Consider the following 20,025-nt stretch of genomic DNA (forward strand, 5'->3'; position numbering starts at 1 on the left):
CTTCGTTCAGAGTTATAATCTCAGATTTTTACAGTAAAGTTGAATATTCGTCATGCAAATAAACACATTTCCCATCACTTTAAAAGAATCATTTATGATCTCCCCTAAAGTAAAGCACTTCATTTTTACTTGTGAAGTAGCCCCATATTTTAATTATTTACCCGGTCAATTTATTACCGTTCATTTTGAACATCAAGGTAAATTATTAAAACGTAGTTATAGTATAGCCAATGCGCCAAAACAAGATAATCTAATTGAGCTCGCAGCGGGCTATTTTGAAAATGGACCGGGCACTGAATTGCTTTATAATTTAAAATCTGGTGATACAATTCAAGTCAGCGGGCCATATGGTCGATTAGTTCTCAAAGATGAAATACCCCTTCGATTTATCTTAGTCGCTACCAGTACAGGAATTACTCCATATCGAGCAATGCTTCAAGAACTAGGCGTACTAATGGAGCAACACCCAACACTCGAGGTAGTCATATTACAAGGCGTACAACGACGAGAAGAAATTCTCTATGCCAATGAGTTCCAAGCATTTTCTCAAAAATACCCAAAGGTCATATTCAGACCCTATTTAAGCAGACAACCCGTGAATGAATTAAATGACAATGAGTACAGCGGCTACGTACAACATGCTTTTCCTACATTAAATCTAGATCCTCAGCATGATGTTATTTATTTATGTGGAAATCCCGGTATGATTGACGAGGCTTTTAACTCCTTAAAAGAACAAGGCTTTGCCATGCAACAAATTATTCGTGAAAAATATATATCTAGATAATGTAAACAATCAGGAGCAAATACACTATGAGTTATGATGAATTATCCAATACGATGGGGCTAATGCTGCAAGAGGGAAAAGGAACTTTAGCTGCAGATGAAAGCAATTCAACTATAGGTAAACGATTTGCCTCAATTGGTATTGAAAATACTGAAGAAAATCGTAGAGATTATAGATTACTGCTCGCCACTACCACTGATTTAGAACAATATATCAACGGGGTTATTTTATTTGAAGAAACCTTTAGCCAGGCTGATGAGCATGGAACTCCTATCCCTCAATTATTTGCTGCTAAGGGCATTGTTCCTGGCATTAAAGTAGATAAAGGATTAATTCATCTCGCCAATACTGAAAATGAACAAGTAACTCAAGGCTTAGATGGATTAGCCGAGCGTTTGCAGCATTTTAAAAAATTAGGTGCACAATTTGCTAAATGGCGTAATGTCTATTCCATTTCTGAATTTACTCCCAGTTTAACCGCGGTTAAAACAGGCGCCGAAAATCTGGCACGTTATGCCGCAGCTTGCCAAGAAGCAGGAATTGTTCCTATCGTTGAGCCTGAAGTACTCATAGACGGAGATCACACTATTGAACATTGTGCCGAAGTATGTGAAGTTGTATTGCATGAACTATTCCATGCCTTATTTATTCACCAAATTGAGTTAGAGCATATTATTTTAAAACCTAGTATGGTCACTTGTGGTAAAGCACATAGTCCTTTTAGTGAGCCTGATGAAATTGCTGACTACACAATTAGTGTATTCCGTAATAATGTACCTGCTGCGGTACCAACAATTAATTTCCTCTCTGGTGGCCAAACACCACAACAAGCTACAGCAAATTTAAATGCAATCAATAGCATCGACCATCAGCCTTGGCTGCTTAGCTTTTCTTTCGGCAGAGCATTGCAGGAAGATTGTTTAGCTGCCTGGGGTGGAGATAAAGCAAATATCGCCAATGCACAAGAAGCTTTATTAAAACGTGCCCGTTTGAATAGCTTAGCCTGCTTGGGCGAATACAACAGTAAAATGGAATAGTCATTCTATTGGGGAAAGGTTTGTACATGAAACAAACCAATCCCCATATAAAAGCTATAACTCAACATCTTTATGCAACCTAAAAAGATTCATACTGTGATTTTTTTTATAATAATCAAACATTAAAGAGGCTTAATTAATTCAAAACGAGCATAAAGCGGCAAATGATCAGAAAGCATTCTCCAGGGTTTACCATGTAAACACGCTACTTCTTGTACTTTCATGCCACGAAAATAGACGCGATCAATGCAAAGTGCCGGTCTTATAGCAGGGAATGAACGTGCATGCTGCCCTTCCACTGAGACAAAAGCCTCTTCTATATTTAAGTTCTCAGCCAGGGGTTTGGAAAGAACGGTGCGCCAATCATTGAAATCACCTGCCATCAATAAAGGCTCATCTTGTGGAACTACATCCTTTATACGTTTCATTAAAGCATTACATTGCACCATCCGCTCTGTTTTAAAAAGGCCTAGGTGTACACATAATAAATGGATGGTGACCTCATCCAGCTTCAATTGTGCATGTAATATTCCCCGCGAAGCTCTGCGTATATTTGCAAGATTAATATTTTCAAATCGTTCAAAAGCATATTTACTTAAAATTGCATTCCCATGATGTCCCGATTCATACACGGCATTTTTTGCATAAACATAGTGGGGCCATATGTTTTCAGCAATATACTCAAATTGAGGAGAGTCAGGCCATGCATTGATACGTTTTTGTCGTTTTCTATGTTCGCCTTGCACTTCTTGTAAAAAAACAAAATCAGGAGTTAAGCTGGTAAGTGCATCTCGCATTTTAGGAAGCAAAAAACGAACAGCGCCACCTACACCAAACCCTTTATGGATATTATACGTTATTAATGAAACGCTCTGTACTTCTTGTTGCATGGTTTACTCTTTTCAAGTTCTTGTATTAAGCATAACACTAAATGTCCTAAAAAAATTATACTGCCTTCTCATTGTAGACCGTTCAAAAATTAATGGGACAATTAATTGTAATTATTGAAATGATAAGGAAAAAAATCATTATTCATTTTATAATGAATTATAGCCCTCCTGTTTACAGTAGGGATATAATGATTAATTATAATAATTTAAAAAATAGTAAATAGTGAAAACATTAAATCTCACCATTCCAGGTTTTTCTATAGCCTGCACGATTTGGGGAAACCCTGACAAACCAACAATCCTAGCACTACATGGTTGGTTAGATAACGCAAACAGCTTTGCTCCTCTTGCCTCATATTTAGAGAATGATTTTCATTTCATAGCAGTTGATTTGCCTGGGCATGGTTATTCATCACATATTCCTGAAGGATGTCATTATCATTTTTTTGATGGAATATTTGTTGTTATTGAAATAATCAATGCGTTAAAACTTGATAAGGTCCATCTATTAGGGCACTCCATGGGAGCTTGTCTTGCAAGTTTGGTTGGGGGTGTAGTCCCCGAACGTTTTAGCTCCCTAAGTCTGATTGAAGGATTAGGACCATTTTCTCATCCGGCAGAAACCGCATGCCAACAATTAAGGGAGTTTGCACATTTTCTTGCTCAAAAGAGTAAAAAGTCTAAAGGTTATGACACTATAAATAGTGCAGCTCTTGCACGTGCCTTTAAAGGATATGTTTCTTTAGACATTGCAAAAATTCTTTGTGAACGAAGTTTGATGGAAAAGCAAGGTCGATTCTATTGGCGACATGATCAACGCTTACTAGTACGCTCACCTTTACGGATGACAGAAATCCAAATACTTTCTTGTTTGCAAGAAATTACAACAAAAACTTATTTACTTTTATCCAGCAGAGGATTTTCTTTTGATCATGAAATGATGAATAACCGGATTAAAGCGGTGAAAAATCTGACACTAAAAAAAATGGATGGAGGACATCACATTCATATGGAACAACCAGAAGTTATAAGTAAACTTCTGGCTGAATTCATTACCACATAGATTAATTAACGTGAGTTCGACAATAAAAGACATGGAAATGTCTTTTGTGTCGCCATCGAACATTATCCCGTAAAATACGTAGCATTTATCCGGGATCCAGTTCAAAAAAGAACGGCTCGATATAAAAAATTAGGTTATTTCTTATATCGAACTCACATTAATTAGCAGCACAGCCATCCATGTTGGTAATAATTTTAACTTCATTTAATGACTTTTTAACATCACATACAGCAGTGGAAGGATACTTCTCATGGTTCGGATCACCCACAATTAGGTCATTAATTGCACTTACCAGACCGTCACCACCATCGTCAAAGTCTGAATAAGGTGTCCAATAATCCATGTTGGCTTTAACCATAACATCGAATGCTAAGCGGGTATTCCAGTTAGGTTGATTGGCCAAAATGTAGAATAAATGGTTGTAAACCCCACTGGAATAATGAACATCAAGGCCACCATAATATTCATCAGCAGTATCAATAGAATCACCATCACGACTTGGTTTATCCATATAACGTAATGCATCCCAGCCGCTGTCTTCTTTCATGATCTCGCCGCCAATTTGCCAGGTGCTTTTATTCACAGAATAATACTCTGCTGCCTGTGCTGCCATGTCAGAAAAAGCCTCATTCATACCACCAGATTGACCATAATATTCAAGATTAGAATGTTGCTCTGTAAAACCGTGGCTGATTTCATGGGCAGCTACTCCAAGAGATACTAATGGATACATCATGGTATCACCATCACCAAAAGTCATCTGCCGACCATCCCAATAGGCATTCTCATAACCGTCGCCATAATGAACTCGCATGACTAACTGCATTGGAGAACCATCAGGATTACTTAGTGCATTACTATCATACCATTCTTTATACATATGATTAATCACGTGGCCAGCATACAATGCATCATTTGTTGGAGAGGCGGCACCATTATCTTTGTCATAACCATCTCCTTTATAACCTGTTAGGTAAACATTGGAGTCATTGGTTGGACAATTAAATTTCATTGCTTTATTTCTTGAACTGTATCGGTGATCCATGTTAATTACTTTGACATCAGGATTTTCCATAAAGCAAACTTCATTATCTATATCACGAGTCAAATCAAGGTAGGGCAAATCAGCCCCGAATCGATAGAAACCAGTTTTATTATTTCCACCAAAACCAGCTCCATTCACCGAATCTCTTTTTGTTTTTATATCATTCCATTGTACAAAGGGTTTATTAGTTTTTGCGTCAATTATTGCGGTTGGGCGCTCTGGAATTTGATCTCTATGAACAACAAGAACACTCACTTTATAAGCCCAATGTGCTTTATGTTGAGCATCGATATAAACCATAGGTGTGACTTTTTCATCACTTACTTCTTTATCAGCATACTTAGCTTTAAATTGTTGCAGCGCCAGATCAGCATTTTTCACAAAAGAAGCTTCAGGTTGACCCAATTCAGTCTGCAGGCCTTGATAAATAACGCCATTCATCGCTACGTTTGACTGTGCTTTAGCCAAAGATTTTGCTGTATGCATGCTATGCATAATCGCATAACCACCATAAACAGGAAATCCTACATATTGTTGCTGCATACGCACGTGGGTAATTTTATTACCGTCTGTATGCTCGCTTACAAAACGCAAACTGTCTTTAGCAACCGTGATGCCTTGTGTTGTCAAAGCAAAACTTTGTTTTACTTGCTCAAGAGACGCCTTCTGTAAAGACATAGGTTCTGCGGCTCTCGCAGAAGATGCTATTCCCAAGGCCAGAGCAACAGCTAAGGGAGATAAATAGTAATTATGATGCATGGACACCCTCTCCTTATTTGCAACTTAATCTAAATTGAAAGCAACTCATCTCCTGCCAAACCATTAATCCTTAAAATCAAGCTGAATAACCTGATTGGTTTTAACAGTGAGTTACACCTCGAACATGACCTATAACTCTAAAAACTTATCCAAGCTAGCATAGTTTTAGTTTTTTTGAAATTATTATTTCACGGTTAGTAATAACCTATATAAAAAATCCTGAGACAAAGAGATAAGGTCATGATTGTAGGTACATTATTCCAACAAGTGCAAAACTGAGCATGATCCCGCCCAATCATCAACAGGACTCCTATAAATAACCTATAGGCTACCCCCTTAGGCATGACTAATTGGCTGTTAATTATTACGCTAAGACTAATAGCGCCAGCAATAAAAATTAACAGTTTCCCATATTCTAAAGGGGCTTTGTCCCAATACATTGTGAAACAAAAAAGGAGCGATAGTATAGTTAAGATAAGCAACTAAACCAGCACATGCAAAACATGCGCATAGAGTGTAACCTATGAAAATTTTAGATTTAATAAAGCACACTAATTTTGCTGTATTAGCCTTATTATTAGTTGCATCTGGATTAAGAATTTTTAATTCCATCATTAATTAATTCAATAGCCTAGTTTACTGCAATAAAGTCAGCAAATTTTCACTCAATAGCCTATTAACAAAAATATAAAAAGCGGAGATCGTGCAGATATCCTCGGAGATATATAGACAATTTTAGGAAGATCAGGCAAAATCTGCAAAAATTGCTCGATACTAACTAAAACATGAAAAAAATTCTGGTTTTACATGGACCAAATTTGAACCTCTTGGGAACTCGAGAACCTTCAATTTATGGAGCCGTAACGTTAGATCATATTAACACTCGTTTAATCAAAGAAGCAACACAAGCCGGATTTGCATTAAGCTGCTATCAAAGTAATTCTGAAGCGGATTTAATCCAAGCAATTCACCAAGCCTGTATCGACAAAGTAGATTATATAATTTTTAATCCCGCAGGATTTACACATACCAGTGTGGCTTTAAGGGATGCCTTATGTGCTGTTGCCATCCCGTTTATCGAAGTACATATTAGTAACATTTATTCCCGCGAGCCTTTTCGCCATCATTCCTATTTTTCTGATATAGCAAAAGGAACGATTAGTGGCCTGGGTGCGCAAGGGTATTCATTAGCATTAACATCAATTATTGAAAGAGAATCAAATAATGGACATTCGTAAAATCAGAAAATTAATCGAATTGCTGGAAGAAACTGGCATTTCTGAAATTGAAATTAAAGAAGGTGAAGAGTCCCTCAGATTGAGCCGTCATAGCAATGTGCCTACAGCAGAACATCAGATTCACTATGTTTCTACTCCTGCACCACGCCAGGAGTCACATCCTGCTGTAAATAATACACCTCATGCAATGGCTTCTTCGCACCAAGAAAGTAGGCCTGCGCCTACTGCTTCAGGTCACAATATTCGCTCCCCCATGGTGGGTACAATGTACACTTCGCCATCACCAGAAAGTCCTCCTTTTGTGACTCTTGGCCAAACAGTCAAAGCCGGTGATGTTTTATGTATAGTTGAAGCAATGAAAATGTTTAATGAAATTGAAGCGGATCGCGCCGGTAAAATCGTAGAAATACTCATTGCTAATGGAGAGCCTGTTGAATACGATCAGGTTCTGTTTGTTATAGAATAGAGGGTGCATCCATGCTCAGTAAAATTGTTATTGCCAACAGAGGTGAAATCGCTCTTCGTATTTTACGTGCGTGTAAAGAACTTGGCATTCAGACTGTAGCCGTACATTCAGATGTAGATAAAGATTTACTGCATGTTCGTCTTGCTGATGAAACTGTATGTATCGGTCCTGCTCCAGCACAAAAAAGTTACCTTAATATCCCAGCGATTATTTCTGCTGCCGAAATTACTGATGCTGTAGCGATTCACCCAGGTTACGGATTTCTTTCTGAAAATGCTGATTTCGCGGAAGTAGTAGAGCAAAGTGGATTTCGTTTTATCGGTCCCCGAGGTGATACCATTCGACTTATGGGGGATAAGGTATCTGCTATCAACGCGATGAAAGCTGCCGGAGTTCCTTGTGTTCCTGGATCAGATGGCCCTTTGTCGGATGATGATGGACTCAGCTTGGAAATTGCCCGAAAAATTGGCTATCCTGTTATTATTAAAGCGGCAGGAGGCGGCGGTGGACGTGGTATGCGTGTTGTTCATGGTGAGGCAAGTTTGCTTAATGCCATAGCGCTTACTCGTAGTGAAGCAAAAGCTGCTTTTAATAATCCTACTGTTTACATGGAAAAATTCCTGGAAAATCCTCGTCATATTGAATTCCAAGTGCTTGGAGATGGGAAAGGTAAAGCAATTCATCTCGGTGAACGCGATTGCTCCATGCAAAGACGTCATCAAAAAGTAGTAGAAGAAGCACCCGCTCCTGGGATTAGTCCTGAACTAAGAAATAAAATTGGCGCTTCTGTAGTTAAAGCGTGCCAAGAATTGCAATATCGTGGAGCAGGGACTTTTGAATTCTTATATCAGGATGGGTGTTTTTATTTTATTGAAATGAACACACGAATCCAAGTTGAGCATCCCGTAACTGAAAGTATCACTGGTGTCGATTTAATTAAAGAACAAATCAAAATTGCCAGTGATATTCCGATGACGCTTACCCAAGAAGATATAAAGTTGCGGGGTCATGCAATTGAATGCCGAATCAATGCAGAAGATGCCAAAACCTTCATGCCTTCACCAGGAATGATAAAGTTATTGCATCAACCCGGGGGACCAGGTATTCGCTTTGACTCTCATATTTACAGCAGTTATACAGTTCCACCTAATTACGACTCCATGATAGGCAAACTGATTAGTTATGGGGAAACACGTGCTGAAGCCATCGCAAGAATGCGAAATGCACTTGATGAAATCATTATAGATGGTATAAAAACCAATATTGAATTACATCAACGTATTTTCCATGATCAATCTTTTATAGCAGGTGGTACTAATATCCATTATCTGGAAAAAATGCTGAAGGGCTAATACTGTGTGGTTTCAATTAAAAATAGAACATTGCCCAAGCCAAGAAATAGAACCACTTAGTGAGGAGTTGGAAGAATTCGGTGCGCTGTCAATTATGCTCACCGATAAAAATGACAATCCTGTTCTTGAGCCTGAACCAGGAACAACACCATTATGGCCTGAAGTTGTTATTCAGGCTTTATTCACAGAAGTTTTTCAGGCGCAATACACACGTGATCACTTGCTACAAGCTTATCCCGAATTAACATGCTCCCTAGAGGTTCTGGAAGATAAGGACTGGGAAAGAGCTTGGATGGATGATTTTAAACCACAACGATTTGGCCAACGCCTATGGATCTGTCCAACTTGGTCAACACCTCCTGAACCCGACGCAGTCAATCTAATACTCGATCCTGGCTTAGCTTTTGGTACCGGGACTCATCCTACGACTGCTTTATGCTTAACCTGGCTGGAGCAAGCTGATTTAAAAAATAAATCAGTTATTGATTATGGTTGTGGCTCAGGAATACTTTCTTTGGCTGCATTAAAATTAGGTGCGTCAGCAGTTCATGCGGTAGATATTGACAAGCAAGCCCTGCAAGCGACACAAAATAACGTATTAGCAAATGAACTTGATGAATGCAAATTGTCAATTAGTATGCCCGAGGTGTTACAAAAACCGGTCGATTTGATTATCGCTAACATTTTGTTAGCACCATTAATTCTTCTGAAAAAACGCTTTCAACAATTGCTAAATCCTAAAGGAATGCTCATTGTCTCTGGCATCCTCGAAGAGCAAGCGCTTGAGCTTATTGAAACGTACTGTTCCATATTTACTACAGTTCATCAGGAAAACCTTAATGGATGGTCATTGTTGGCTTTTACACATAAAACAGATTAAATTGTCATTACTTGTGTAAGTAAAATATATCCTAAGTTAGATTTCCTAGGTTTCGCTTCGCTGCACTCAGTCACACTAATTAAGGAAGTTATAATGGTTCAAGAACATACATTCTCTACTTTTAAACCTCAAAGAGCCCTGCTTAGTGTTTCCGATAAAAAAGGCATAGTAGAGCTAGGAAAAGTACTCCATGAAATGGGCGTTGAACTGATTGCCACAGGAAATACTGCCGCATTACTCAAAGAAAATAAATTACCTGTCATCGATGTGAGTGAGTGTACGGGCTTTCCCGAAATGATGGATGGTAGGGTTAAAACACTACACCCAGCCATTCATGCAGGTTTACTGGCACGTAAAAAAAAGGATGAAAAAACGCTAAAAGAACACTCCATTAAACCCATCGATTTGCTAGTAATTAACTTATACCCATTTGAACAAACCATCAGTAGACCTGATTGTAATTTCAATGAAGCTATAGAAAACATCGATATTGGCGGTCCAGCAATGATTCGCTCAGCGGCAAAAAATCATGCAAATACTTTTGTTGTGGTAAAACCAGACGATTACCCGGAACTTATTCACTATTTAAAAACTCAAAAAACTCCTTCAGACTGGGGATTTAGCTTAGCCAAAAAAGCCTTTGCACATACCGCCGCTTATGATGCTGCCATCACGAATTATCTGACTACATTGGATAAACAGTATACCCCCTGCGGCTTCCCGGAAGTACTAACCTGTCAATTCAATAAAATAACTGACTTACGTTATGGAGAAAATCCACATCAACAAGCCGCTTTTTATGTAGATAAAAATATTTCGTCTGGCTCTCTAGGTGCTGCACAATTGCTCCAAGGCAAGCAATTGTCTTATAACAATATTCTTGATGCTGATGCTGCTTTGGATTGTGTTAAATCATTTTCTTGTGACAAACCCATTTGTGTTATTGTCAAGCATGCTAATCCGTGTGGAATTGCCATAAGTGATTCTCCTCTAAATGCTTATCTTAAAGCATTCCAATGTGATCCGAGTTCTGCCTATGGTGGGATTATTGCATTCAACCAAAAATTAGAGGGCATTACAGCAAAAACTATTCTTGAAAAACAATTTGTAGAAGTTATTGTAGCGCCTGAAGTCAGTAATGAAGCCAAAGAAATTCTTGCCAGCAAAGAAAATATTCGTGTCTTGGTGACTGGAGCTTGGAAGCCAGATGATGCATTTCGCTTGAATATGAAAAAAGTCGATGGAGGGTTATTGGTACAAGAACATGACTCACTTTCTCTAGGTAGTTATGAATTGAAACCCGTGACTCAGAAGAAACCATCCGAACAGCAAATGAATGATTTAATGTTTGCCTGGCTTGCCGTAAAACATGTGAAATCCAATGCAATTGTTTATGCTAAAGATGCGGCAATAATTGGTTTGGGTGGCGGGCAAACCAGCCGGGTTATGAGTGCACGCATTGGTCTTTGGCAAGCAGAACACATGGGATTTGACACTCATGGAGTCGTCATGGCTTCGGATGCATTTATTCCTTTTCCCGATACTGTGGAGATTGCTGCAGAAGCAGGTGTCTCTGCTATTATTCAACCGGGTGGTTCAATCAGAGACACACAAATTATCGCATGTGCTGAAGAGCATGGAATAATTATGGTATTTACCGGAATTCGCCACTTTAAACATTAGGAACGCCAAACTATCAGGACAGTTTGACTTAAACTAGCGAAATGTAAACAGCCTCTGGGCTTCTTTATGGAGAAAATAGACTGGTGAATACTCTTGTAATTACCGGCATCAGCCGAGGAATAGGGTTAGAAACAGCAAAAATCTTCTTAAAAAATAGCTGGTTCGTTATTGGAACTTCAACAAATGGACACACTTCTTTAAAACACCAGAACCTAAACATTCATCCACTTAACTTGGTGGATTCAAAACAAATCAACCATTTTGTTGAACAATTACCTAAAATTGATGTGTTAATTAATAATGCTGCCGTCCTATTGGAAGATTGGCGTGAAGAAAAAATTAACATGCGTCAGTTAAAGGATACATTTTCTGTTAATGTATTTGGAACGATTGAATTAACGGAGCAATGCATCCCCAAGTTAAATCCCAATGCCCAAATCATTAATATCTCGTCAGGATGGGGTACTTTCAGTTCCAACGACTCCGCTTCAGTACCACACTACAAAATGTCAAAATCATGCTTGAACATGTATACCCTGCTTCTTGCAAAAAGATTACCAAGAATTACAGTATCCAGTTTCGACCCAGGTTGGGTAAAAACAGATATGGGAACCAACCATGCGCCAAAACTCCCTTCTAAGACAGCACACGAGCTCTATGAGCTAATCAATAAGCAAAAGGAAAGCGGTTATTTTTGGCACGAAGGAAAGACTAGAAATTGGTAGATTAAATTATTTTTTAGCCTTCACGGATGTTGTGGTCAACCCTACGAGCAAGTCGTGAGAACAACACGTAGATGATTAGACAAAAAGGGTAGCCTTATCTTTTGATTTTATATTATTCTATTGGGTGTGAATAATAGAGCTTGCTAAACATCAATAAAAAAACCAAAATATACTCCTTTATTTGTCTAACAGGAGCTGGGATGACGACCCATGACAAGGAACTTACCGAGCTATTGCAAGCAATAGCAGAAAAAAGTCTGCAAATTATTTCTGATATAAAGGAAACTCCTTTACAAATTCCAGTGATAATCAACCAGTACATTGAGTTGACGGAGCACTTCCAAAATGTAATGAGTATTCTTTTACAGAACCCGGAAAAAATCTGGGAAATGCAAATTGCCTACTGGCAAGATGCGTTTAGTTTAGCACAAACCCAATTACAGCATTGGTTAAATGGGACATCTATGCCCATAAATGATCCACGTTTTCATGAAGAAGACTGGCTAAATAATCCGTTTTTTAATGTGTTAACCCAGCATTACCTCTTAGCCAGTCAGCACATGAATGCTTTATTTGAAAATCTGGAATATCCAGACCCAAATACAGCAAAACGCCTGCAATTTTTTACCAAACAATATTTAGATGCATTATCTCCTGCTAATTTTCTTCATACGAATCCCCAAATCATGGATGAAACACTGAAGAGTCATGGCAAAAATTTATTGCAGGGGCTTCATAATTTACTTTCCGATCTGGAAGTAGGCTCCCAACGCCTCATGATCAAAATGACGGATACAGAAGCATTTAAGCTCGGTAAAAATATCGCCGTTACTCCCGGAAAAGTAGTTTTTCGAAACAGCTTGATGGAGCTCATCCAATACACACCACAAACTGATAAAGTAAAATCGACTCCTCTTCTTATTATTCCGCCCTGGATAAATAAATATTATATTCTTGACTTAAGTCCACATAATTCACTCGTTCGCTGGTTAGTGAAACAAGGAATTACTGTATTTATCATTTCTTGGATTAATCCAGACTCAAATTTTTCTAATAAAAGCTTATATGATTATTTGAATGAAGGGCCATTAGCTGCGATTAATACAATTCAAAAACAACTCCAGGTAAAGCAAGTGAATACCTTGGGATTTTGTATCGGTGGAACACTTCTATCTATGTTGCTTGCTTATAATAAAGCACATCAAGACAACTCCATTCGTAGCGCAACCTTTTTAGCTTCCATGATTGATTTCAGTGATCCTGGCGATATTGCTGTGTTCATTGATGAACAGCAAATTGCAAAACTGGAAGATGAAATGAAATCTAAAGGCTATCTTGCTGGAAAATTTATGGCTTCAAGTTTTAACTCACTCCGGGCAAATGACTTAATTTGGTCTTTCTTTATTAAAAATTATCTACGAGGTAAAAACCCAGTTCCTTTCGATATATTGTACTGGAACTCAGACTCTACCAATATGCCAGCCACAATGCATTCTCAATATTTAAGATGGATGTATTTGCATAATGACCTGGTAAAACCGGGTAAAATTCATCTTAATCATACGCCAATTGATGTCAGTACAATTGACATCCCTACCTTTTTCCTCTCAACAGAAAAAGATCATATAGCACCATGGAAAACCACCTACCTGGGCTTTCAGCTTATGAATGGACCTAAACGTTTTGTGCTTGGTGGTTCGGGACACATCGCAGGAATTATCAACGCACCCGAGGCTAAAAAATACAGCTATAAAATCAATCATCATTTTCCTGCTCATGCAGAACAATGGCTGGAACAAGCAACAGAGCATCCAGGCTCTTGGTGGCCAGAATGGTTAAAATGGTTAAAAACTCACTCAGGGAAACTGATACCTGCCCCTGACTTGAATCAATTACCATTCAAACCTGTAATGGATGCACCTGGTAGTTATGTATTGAAAAAGTAAATGAAAAAACATACGTACCGTAATTCAGGGGTCTGTCATGTTTTGCTGACCTGCATCCAGCTATGGTAGTGTTAAAGTCTCAACTACTTTTGCTAGATTTCAACTATTTCTTTTTCAATGGTTACGTAATCAATTTTTCCTGAAGGCAAAACAGGAATCTTACTTCCCGGAAAAATTCGATGAGGGATGAGTAATTCCGAGTAAGCCAATTCTTGTATTTTCCTAACAAAGCTGCCTTTATCTGCATTGGCAGCCTCACTATACAGTATAATCTGCTCTCCTTTTTGGGGACTTTTCTTGCTCACTGCAGCATGTAATAATTCAGGCCAAATTGAGGCGGCAACGCCCTCCACTGCGGTAAGGGAAACCATTTCTCCGGCAATCTTGGCAAAACGTTTTGCTCGACCAGCTATTGTAATGAATCCTTCTTCATTCATAGTGATTATATCTCCGGTATCGTGCCATCCATCTTCCGGAGCAATGATCGTTCCAAGTCTTTCTGATGAGAGGTATCCCTTCATAATATTAGGACCACGCAATATAAAACGCCCCCCTTCAGCAATACCATCTACCGGATGAATTCGACCTTCAATAAAAGGGAGAGGTATCCCCACGCTGCCAGGAAAAGAAGCTAAAGGACAATTCATGGAAATCACTGGAGAAGCTTCTGTAGCACCATATCCTTCATAAATTTTTACCCCAAAGGTATCTATCCAATGTCGAATTGTCTCCGGCTTCACTTTTTCAGCACCAGCAAAAATGTAACGCACACTGCTGAAATCATGTCGTTCTGCAGCTCGAGCATAACCCGTTAAAAAAGTATCAGTACCAAGCATAATGGTTGCACCAGTTTGATAAATCAAGCCAGGAATTATTTTATAATGCAAGGGAGATGGATAAAAAAAACAATTAATTCCATGAATGAGAGGAAGAATTGAACCCGTAGTCAATCCAAAACAATGAAATATGGGCAAGGCATTGAAGAATTTATCGCGAGAAGAAAAATCTACTCGCGAAGTTAATTGGTAACAATTCGCCACTAAATTAGAATGAGATAAGACAACCCCTTTGGGAACTCCTTCAGAACCTGAAGTAAACAATATAACACCTGCCTTTTCAGGAGAAACCGGCTTACCAATTAATTGATAAGCTCGAAGCGGAAACATTCCCTTAAGTAAGCCAGAAAGTTTATGGCCTAATTTAATAGAAGACTTAAAATCCTCTAAGAAATAAACAATTAGCCCCGCTTTCTGTAATTCCTCGACTAAACCTTCCAGTTTTGCTGTAGTAATAAATTGCCTTGCTGTGTAAATAATTTTTACTTCTGCAACCGTGCATGTAGCCAATAAATTATGAAGTCCCAAACTAAAATTAAGCATGGCTGGAATACGCCGATATGCATGCAAAGCAAAAAAAGTGACCATACCCGCAATCGTTGTAGGTAACATGATGCCTACATGCTCTCCCACTTGCGTTTGTTTTTTAATTTGTCTGCCTAAAATAAAACAACGTGCGAGAAATTGCTTAGGAGTTAATGGAGCACGGTTTGCGTCTTCAATTTTTGCCTTATTTTTTGTTCCTAGCGCAACTCCTTGAATGAGTGCTTCAAACATTGGCATTGGTTGAAAACTATTTGCAAAAGTTAACTCACTAATCAAACGAAACAAACGAGTACTCATAGCATTTCGATTAAGAGGCTTATTTACATCTTGTATGTAGGATTGTGTTGGCAATACATGCAAAATAACTTTAGGAAATAAACGAATAAAATGTTTATCCTTACTTATAGAAAAAATACTGTGTTGAGCTCCATCAATTCGTATTGGGATAACTGAAGCTCCTGCCTTTTGTAACACCATTCCAGGAGCATCAAAAACCTTCAAGCTCTCTTCCTGTAATCCAATTCCCTGAGGAAAAATCACACATCGCTTTCCTTCCCGTATTGCTTTCACTAAGGCTCTTGCCGCAAAAGCATTCGTAGAGTCGATGACAATGACATCGGCGAAAAGCTTTATTATTTTCATCCCAAGTTTACCTGTTGAACGTGGAGGGAACGCTACGGTCAATTGCTCAGGTAAAAAAGCTGCGAGCAAAAGCAAATCAATTGTTGAGGTTCTATTGGCAATAATCACCGAGTTAGGCTCAGGTTGATAATTTCCATGTAACTCTACTTTAAACCAGTAAGCTAATATTGCTCTAATCCATCTACGAGCGCGCTGCTTTTGTCTTTCCTTTCGTATAACTTGTTCCATGTTTTTGTTTCTCTTATAAAAATTCGCTTTGGTTATACCCAATCAATCATTTTTTTTCAAGATTGCAACGGATAAGCAGGTATAATAGACTTCTTAATCTATTGATTGTTAAGGGACAGTAGTGATTATTAGAGTCTGTTTACAGACCCTAATACAGATTCATCCTACAGAAAAAGAAAATCTATGAAATACCGAATCATTCATCCAATTAAATCACTTTTTATTGTTTTAGCCTTGATAGCTTTAATTACTGCTGCCTTCTTTTTTCAAAAATACTCAAGTGAAATTATTAACTGGATTGATCATCTTGGTTGGCTCGCCCCCATTTTCTTTTTGATTATATATTGCCTTGCAACCATTATGTTCTTGCCAACCATGGTGATCACTTTAGCGGGAGGAGCACTATTTGGCCCCTTCTTTGGTACCCTGCTCAATTTGTTAGGAGCAACAAGCGGTGCTGCTTTTTCTTTTTTAATTACAAGGTATTTGATTTATAACTGGTTTTCTCAAAAGAAAGGAGAAAGACTAAGTAAATTAATTTCTGCAGTAGAACAAAAAGGATGGGTAATTGTCGCCCTTTTGCGATTAGTTCCAATTATCCCCTTTAATATAGTCAATTATGGTTTAGGGATGACAGCGATAAAATTTCGATCTTATCTAATCACTACATTCATTTTTCTCATCCCAGCTGAAATTGTTTATACCTATTTTGGTTATGCTGGAATGGAGTTCTTATTAAAACAAGGAGCATTTTATAAAAATACTGAAATCTTAATCGCATCTCTAGCACTCTTATTGTTGTGTATTATTAAATTTTTGCATCTTAATAATTTTCGCTTCAAATACTCAGAGAAGAAGACAATTGATTAATCAATGGGTGATCGACCGTAAAAAAGATGTCATCTAGAGAAAATATGGAACGAATACCCTGCAATGAATTCGTTATAAAAAGACTCTCCGCCTCCTTAAGCATTGTTTTTGTTATAGAAACCTCTGTGCAGCTTACGCCTTGTTGTTTGGAAAGTTGAAGCAATCTTGAACGAGTAATACCGGGAAGCACTCCATCAGTTAAAGGAGGCGTCAGCAAACGCTTATCCTGTATCAAAAATAAATTAGCACAGGTAGTTTCAGTTGCATAATGCTGCAGGTTAAAAAACAAAGCATCATCAGCACCTGAAGCAATGGCTTGGCGACGGGCTAGTACCGCTTCTAAATAATTGACCGACTTAACTTGATATATAGGATTAGTTCCATCTCTTAGCCATGGTACACTAATCAATTTCACTGGATAAGTTTCCACCGAATAATTAAAAGTTTGGAAGATGAGTTGGCTTACTTGCCCTCGCGAGGCTAATCCTCTAGATGCAGAACCACCGCTTAATATCGCTTTGATGCCGCCGTGATATAAATTATCTTGCTTAATTTTATTTAGCAGATGTTCTAACCAATGCTCAAAAGAAAGATCAAAGGGAATACCCAATTTTTGTGCGGAGTCACTTAACCGCTGCCAATGCAAATAAGCACCGCATGGCATCGCTGCCTCCACTCTAAGCGTTTCAAACAAGCCCTCACCTAAAAAGACGCGATCATCTATTGGAAACGGCAAAACCGATTCCCCTTCTGTAAGTACTTGTGTCCGGCTCATAAACTCTAATTAAACCTTAATTGTCAGTTGAATTGACTACGAATGTTTTTAGACTTCGTTTCAAACTACCATTAGAAGGCTCATCTCGAAGAAAAAATGCCTGAAAACGCGCAGTGTATACTAAGATACATGAGCATTTGAAGGCATTTTTTTCTTTGGCCTTGTCTCTTTACTGACAGTTTGGAACGAAGTCTATTGACGAATCTGGTTAATAGTCCCCAAAATCATCCAGTTCATCACGCAAACGTTTTTCATCTAATATATTTTCCAACTTCCTGCGTGCATCCAAGCTACGAGGAACCGTTTCCATAACCTCCGCTTCAACATCCAATTCACTATCAACATCGACGAAGTCTTCTCCGACTTCTACAACAGCATCTTCATCATCTTCAAACAAATCACTCATACCATTCTCTCAATGAGTTATACTGTACCCGGAACCTATCCCAAAGGATCATAAAACCAGGACGGCTTATATACCTTATTTTTACATTCTTGACTAGTTTTTTTAAAAAAAACTTCTGTACATGACAAAAAAATTAGCAATCTCATTGGATTTCAGAGTGACAAATTCTTTAAAGCATTGCAATACCTTGAATTTTTGTCATAAAAAATCGATAATTTAATTAAGAGCAATGCACTGATAACCTGTATGACAGATCAAGTTAAGAAAGCTTTAAGAGACACGATGAAGCAAATACGATCCAAGATATCTGTTTCATATCGTGCTACTGCTTCAAGTCAAATTTGTACCCGCATCCGCTTGCTGGAGCAATACCGGCATGCCAAGCATGTAGCATTTTATTTTACGATCAATGGTGAAATTGATTTAGATGAGCTCTGGAAGAACGCAATTTTACAAGGAAAACTCTGTTACTTCCCTGTTCTCAATAAAAATTTAACCCTTTCTTTTTTACCAGCAACATCAGATACCCCTTTTCAAAAAAATCGCTATGGAATTTCTGAACCGGATGTTAACCCCGATTTAGCCATTCCTGTGGAGGAATTGGATTTGGTTTTAGTTCCATTAGTTGCTTTTGATGTACGATGTAATCGCATCGGTATGGGGGCTGGTTATTACGACCGTACCTTTAAAGGTAAAGAAAATTGTCCATTATTTGGCGTAGCATACCAATTCCAGCGTGTAGATGATTATCTTGAGCCAGAACCTTGGGATATTCAGCTCAGCGCCGTCATTACCCAACGTGCTATTTATTGGTATGGTGGATAATTCACGAAGCGTTCACGCCTTATCCACCGAAAGGCTGTATTTGCCGCATCTTTCGCGAAAACAATACTTCAAAAGCCTCACATAGTGATGTATGCTACGTTTCCTCAGCATAATTTTCGCGAAACCTACGCTCAAATCCATCCTTTCTCCAAGATTCAAGTATACCTCTTGAACAAATAATCTAGGTTAACGCATCTGCATTAATTTCCCCAGTACGGACACGAACTACTTGTTGCAATTCATAAACAAAAATTTTACCATCACCAATTTTACCAGTATAGGCTGACTTGCAAATCGCTTCAATTGCAGCTTCAACCATATCATCAGGCAATGCAAGTTCAATTTTAATTTTAGGAAGAAAATCCACTACATATTCAGCGCCACGATACAACTCAGTATGACCTTTTTGTCTTCCAAAACCACGAGTCTCAGAAATGGTTATCCCCGGTATCCCTATTTCCATTAAGGCCTCATGAACATCATCTAATTTAAAAGGCTTAATAATTGCCATAATCATTTTCATAATATATTCCGCTGTGATTATACTTTTGTTAGACTCATTGCAAAAACAAACATGGAGTGATTATGTTCGACCCCAAACAATTTGATGATTTAGCAAAAAAACTTTTTGCCGCCCTCCCCCCCAGTCTACAAAACATTGAAAAAGACATCCAACAAAAATTTAAAGATGTACTACAAGCTGCTTTTGCTCATATGGATCTTATTACCCGTGAAGAATTTGATGTGCAAACTAAAGTTCTGGCTCGAACTCGTGAAAAGGTAGATCATCTGCAAAAGCAACTCGATGTTTTAATAACTGAGCTTTACAAAGAACACAAGTAATTACAGTGTAAGAAGCCTAGGGTCTGTTTTACAATTCGCTATCTTGAGCCAAAATGCTGCGATTTTAGAGTATCGAAGCGATGCATACACGCGAAGTATGTGAGAATCGGAGCGCATAAAATCACAGCATTTTGACCAAGAAAGTAGAGTTGTAAACAGACCTTCAGCGACAACAGAGCTCTT

General features: G+C 38.3%; 19 protein-coding genes. 13 read left to right on the forward strand and 6 right to left on the reverse strand.

Translation table 11 applies throughout. From position 1 onward, the window contains the following. Positions 1-52: 52 nt before the first annotated feature. Together Ltuc_RS11395 and Ltuc_RS11400 are read left to right on the forward strand one after the other, a co-directional pair. Positions 53-787 (forward strand): ferredoxin--NADP reductase, encoded by a 735-nt coding sequence (locus Ltuc_RS11395; protein ID WP_058521372.1) that lies wholly within the window; start codon positions 53-55, stop codon positions 785-787. A 26-nt stretch (positions 788-813) separates the two neighbouring features. Next, positions 814-1,824, forward strand: coding sequence for a class I fructose-bisphosphate aldolase (locus Ltuc_RS11400; RefSeq protein ID WP_058521373.1), 1,011 nt, complete (start codon positions 814-816; stop codon positions 1,822-1,824). Positions 1,825-1,946: 122 nt separating this feature from the next. Here Ltuc_RS11400 and Ltuc_RS11405 read toward each other — a convergent pair whose 3' ends face one another. Beyond that, positions 1,947-2,714: an endonuclease/exonuclease/phosphatase family protein gene (locus Ltuc_RS11405; RefSeq protein ID WP_058521374.1), complete on the reverse strand. Its 768-nt coding sequence runs from the start codon at positions 2,712-2,714 to the stop codon at positions 1,947-1,949. A 223-nt stretch (positions 2,715-2,937) separates the two neighbouring features. Between Ltuc_RS11405 and Ltuc_RS11410 the strand changes: the two genes are divergently transcribed. Then, complete coding sequence (locus tag Ltuc_RS11410) at positions 2,938-3,777, forward strand: alpha/beta fold hydrolase (protein ID WP_058521375.1); 840 nt, start codon at positions 2,938-2,940, stop codon at positions 3,775-3,777. A 157-nt stretch (positions 3,778-3,934) separates the two neighbouring features. Here Ltuc_RS11410 and proA read toward each other — a convergent pair whose 3' ends face one another. After that, positions 3,935-5,581, reverse strand: a complete 1,647-nt coding sequence (gene proA / locus Ltuc_RS11415) for a zinc metalloprotease ProA (protein WP_058521376.1) — start codon at positions 5,579-5,581, stop codon at positions 3,935-3,937. 785 nt (positions 5,582-6,366) lie between these two features. On the opposite strand from proA, the gene aroQ reads away from it, so the two are divergent. From aroQ to Ltuc_RS11455, 7 genes are all read left to right on the forward strand, one after another. Then, positions 6,367-6,819: a type II 3-dehydroquinate dehydratase gene (aroQ, locus tag Ltuc_RS11425; RefSeq protein ID WP_058521378.1), complete on the forward strand. Its 453-nt coding sequence runs from the start codon at positions 6,367-6,369 to the stop codon at positions 6,817-6,819. After that, on the forward strand, positions 6,806-7,285 hold the full coding sequence (accB, locus tag Ltuc_RS11430) for an acetyl-CoA carboxylase biotin carboxyl carrier protein (RefSeq protein WP_058521379.1): 480 nt from the start codon (positions 6,806-6,808) through the stop codon (positions 7,283-7,285). The genes aroQ and accB overlap by 14 nt, the downstream gene beginning before the upstream one ends. An 11-nt stretch (positions 7,286-7,296) precedes the next feature. Continuing rightward, positions 7,297-8,637 (forward strand): acetyl-CoA carboxylase biotin carboxylase subunit, encoded by a 1,341-nt coding sequence (gene accC, locus Ltuc_RS11435; protein WP_058521380.1) that lies wholly within the window; start codon positions 7,297-7,299, stop codon positions 8,635-8,637. Positions 8,638-8,641: 4 nt separating this feature from the next. Further along, the gene (prmA, locus tag Ltuc_RS11440) at positions 8,642-9,517 is read left to right on the forward strand and encodes a 50S ribosomal protein L11 methyltransferase (RefSeq protein WP_058521381.1); all 876 of its coding nucleotides are present in this window, start codon (positions 8,642-8,644) and stop codon (positions 9,515-9,517) included. A gap of 93 nt (positions 9,518-9,610) precedes the next feature. Then, positions 9,611-11,200, forward strand: a complete 1,590-nt coding sequence (purH, locus tag Ltuc_RS11445) for a bifunctional phosphoribosylaminoimidazolecarboxamide formyltransferase/IMP cyclohydrolase (protein ID WP_058521382.1) — start codon at positions 9,611-9,613, stop codon at positions 11,198-11,200. 83 nt (positions 11,201-11,283) lie between these two features. Continuing rightward, positions 11,284-11,925, forward strand: coding sequence for an SDR family NAD(P)-dependent oxidoreductase (locus Ltuc_RS11450; RefSeq protein ID WP_058521383.1), 642 nt, complete (start codon positions 11,284-11,286; stop codon positions 11,923-11,925). A 200-nt stretch (positions 11,926-12,125) separates the two neighbouring features. After that, on the forward strand, positions 12,126-13,871 hold the full coding sequence (locus tag Ltuc_RS11455) for a PHA/PHB synthase family protein (protein WP_058521384.1): 1,746 nt from the start codon (positions 12,126-12,128) through the stop codon (positions 13,869-13,871). Between the two features lie 92 nt (positions 13,872-13,963). On the opposite strand, the gene Ltuc_RS11460 is transcribed toward Ltuc_RS11455, so the two are convergent. Further along, entirely contained in the window at positions 13,964-16,123 is a 2,160-nt protein-coding gene (locus Ltuc_RS11460) for an AMP-binding protein (protein ID WP_058521385.1), read from the reverse strand. 183 nt (positions 16,124-16,306) lie between these two features. Between Ltuc_RS11460 and Ltuc_RS11465 the strand changes: the two genes are divergently transcribed. After that, complete coding sequence (locus Ltuc_RS11465) at positions 16,307-16,993, forward strand: TVP38/TMEM64 family protein (protein ID WP_058521386.1); 687 nt, start codon at positions 16,307-16,309, stop codon at positions 16,991-16,993. On the opposite strand, the gene Ltuc_RS11470 is transcribed toward Ltuc_RS11465, so the two are convergent. Together Ltuc_RS11470 and Ltuc_RS11475 are read right to left on the reverse strand one after the other, a co-directional pair. Next, a complete protein-coding gene (locus Ltuc_RS11470) occupies positions 16,962-17,768 on the reverse strand; it encodes an aminotransferase class IV (protein WP_058521387.1) in 807 nt (268 codons plus the stop codon). The two genes, Ltuc_RS11465 and Ltuc_RS11470, sit on opposite strands and share 32 nt — an antisense overlap. Positions 17,769-17,976: 208 nt before the next feature. After that, positions 17,977-18,174 carry a PA3496 family putative envelope integrity protein gene (locus Ltuc_RS11475; RefSeq protein ID WP_058521388.1) on the reverse strand — a complete coding sequence of 66 codons (198 nt, stop codon included), beginning with the start codon at positions 18,172-18,174 and terminating at the stop codon, positions 17,977-17,979. A gap of 246 nt (positions 18,175-18,420) precedes the next feature. Between Ltuc_RS11475 and Ltuc_RS11480 the strand changes: the two genes are divergently transcribed. Next, the gene (locus Ltuc_RS11480; RefSeq protein WP_058521389.1) at positions 18,421-18,999 is read left to right on the forward strand and encodes a 5-formyltetrahydrofolate cyclo-ligase; all 579 of its coding nucleotides are present in this window, start codon (positions 18,421-18,423) and stop codon (positions 18,997-18,999) included. Positions 19,000-19,180: 181 nt separating this feature from the next. Here the strand turns inward: Ltuc_RS11480 and Ltuc_RS11485 are convergent, their stop codons facing one another. Beyond that, positions 19,181-19,522, reverse strand: a complete 342-nt coding sequence (locus tag Ltuc_RS11485) for a P-II family nitrogen regulator (protein ID WP_058521390.1) — start codon at positions 19,520-19,522, stop codon at positions 19,181-19,183. A gap of 62 nt (positions 19,523-19,584) precedes the next feature. Here Ltuc_RS11485 and ubiK point away from each other — a divergent pair, with 62 nt between their 5' ends. Then, a complete protein-coding gene (ubiK, locus tag Ltuc_RS11490) occupies positions 19,585-19,842 on the forward strand; it encodes a ubiquinone biosynthesis accessory factor UbiK (RefSeq protein WP_058521391.1) in 258 nt (85 codons plus the stop codon). Positions 19,843-20,025 lie beyond the last annotated feature (183 nt).

The sequence above is a fragment of the Legionella tucsonensis genome, from assembly GCF_001468035.1.
GTDB classification, from domain to species: domain Bacteria; phylum Pseudomonadota; class Gammaproteobacteria; order Legionellales; family Legionellaceae; genus Legionella; species Legionella tucsonensis.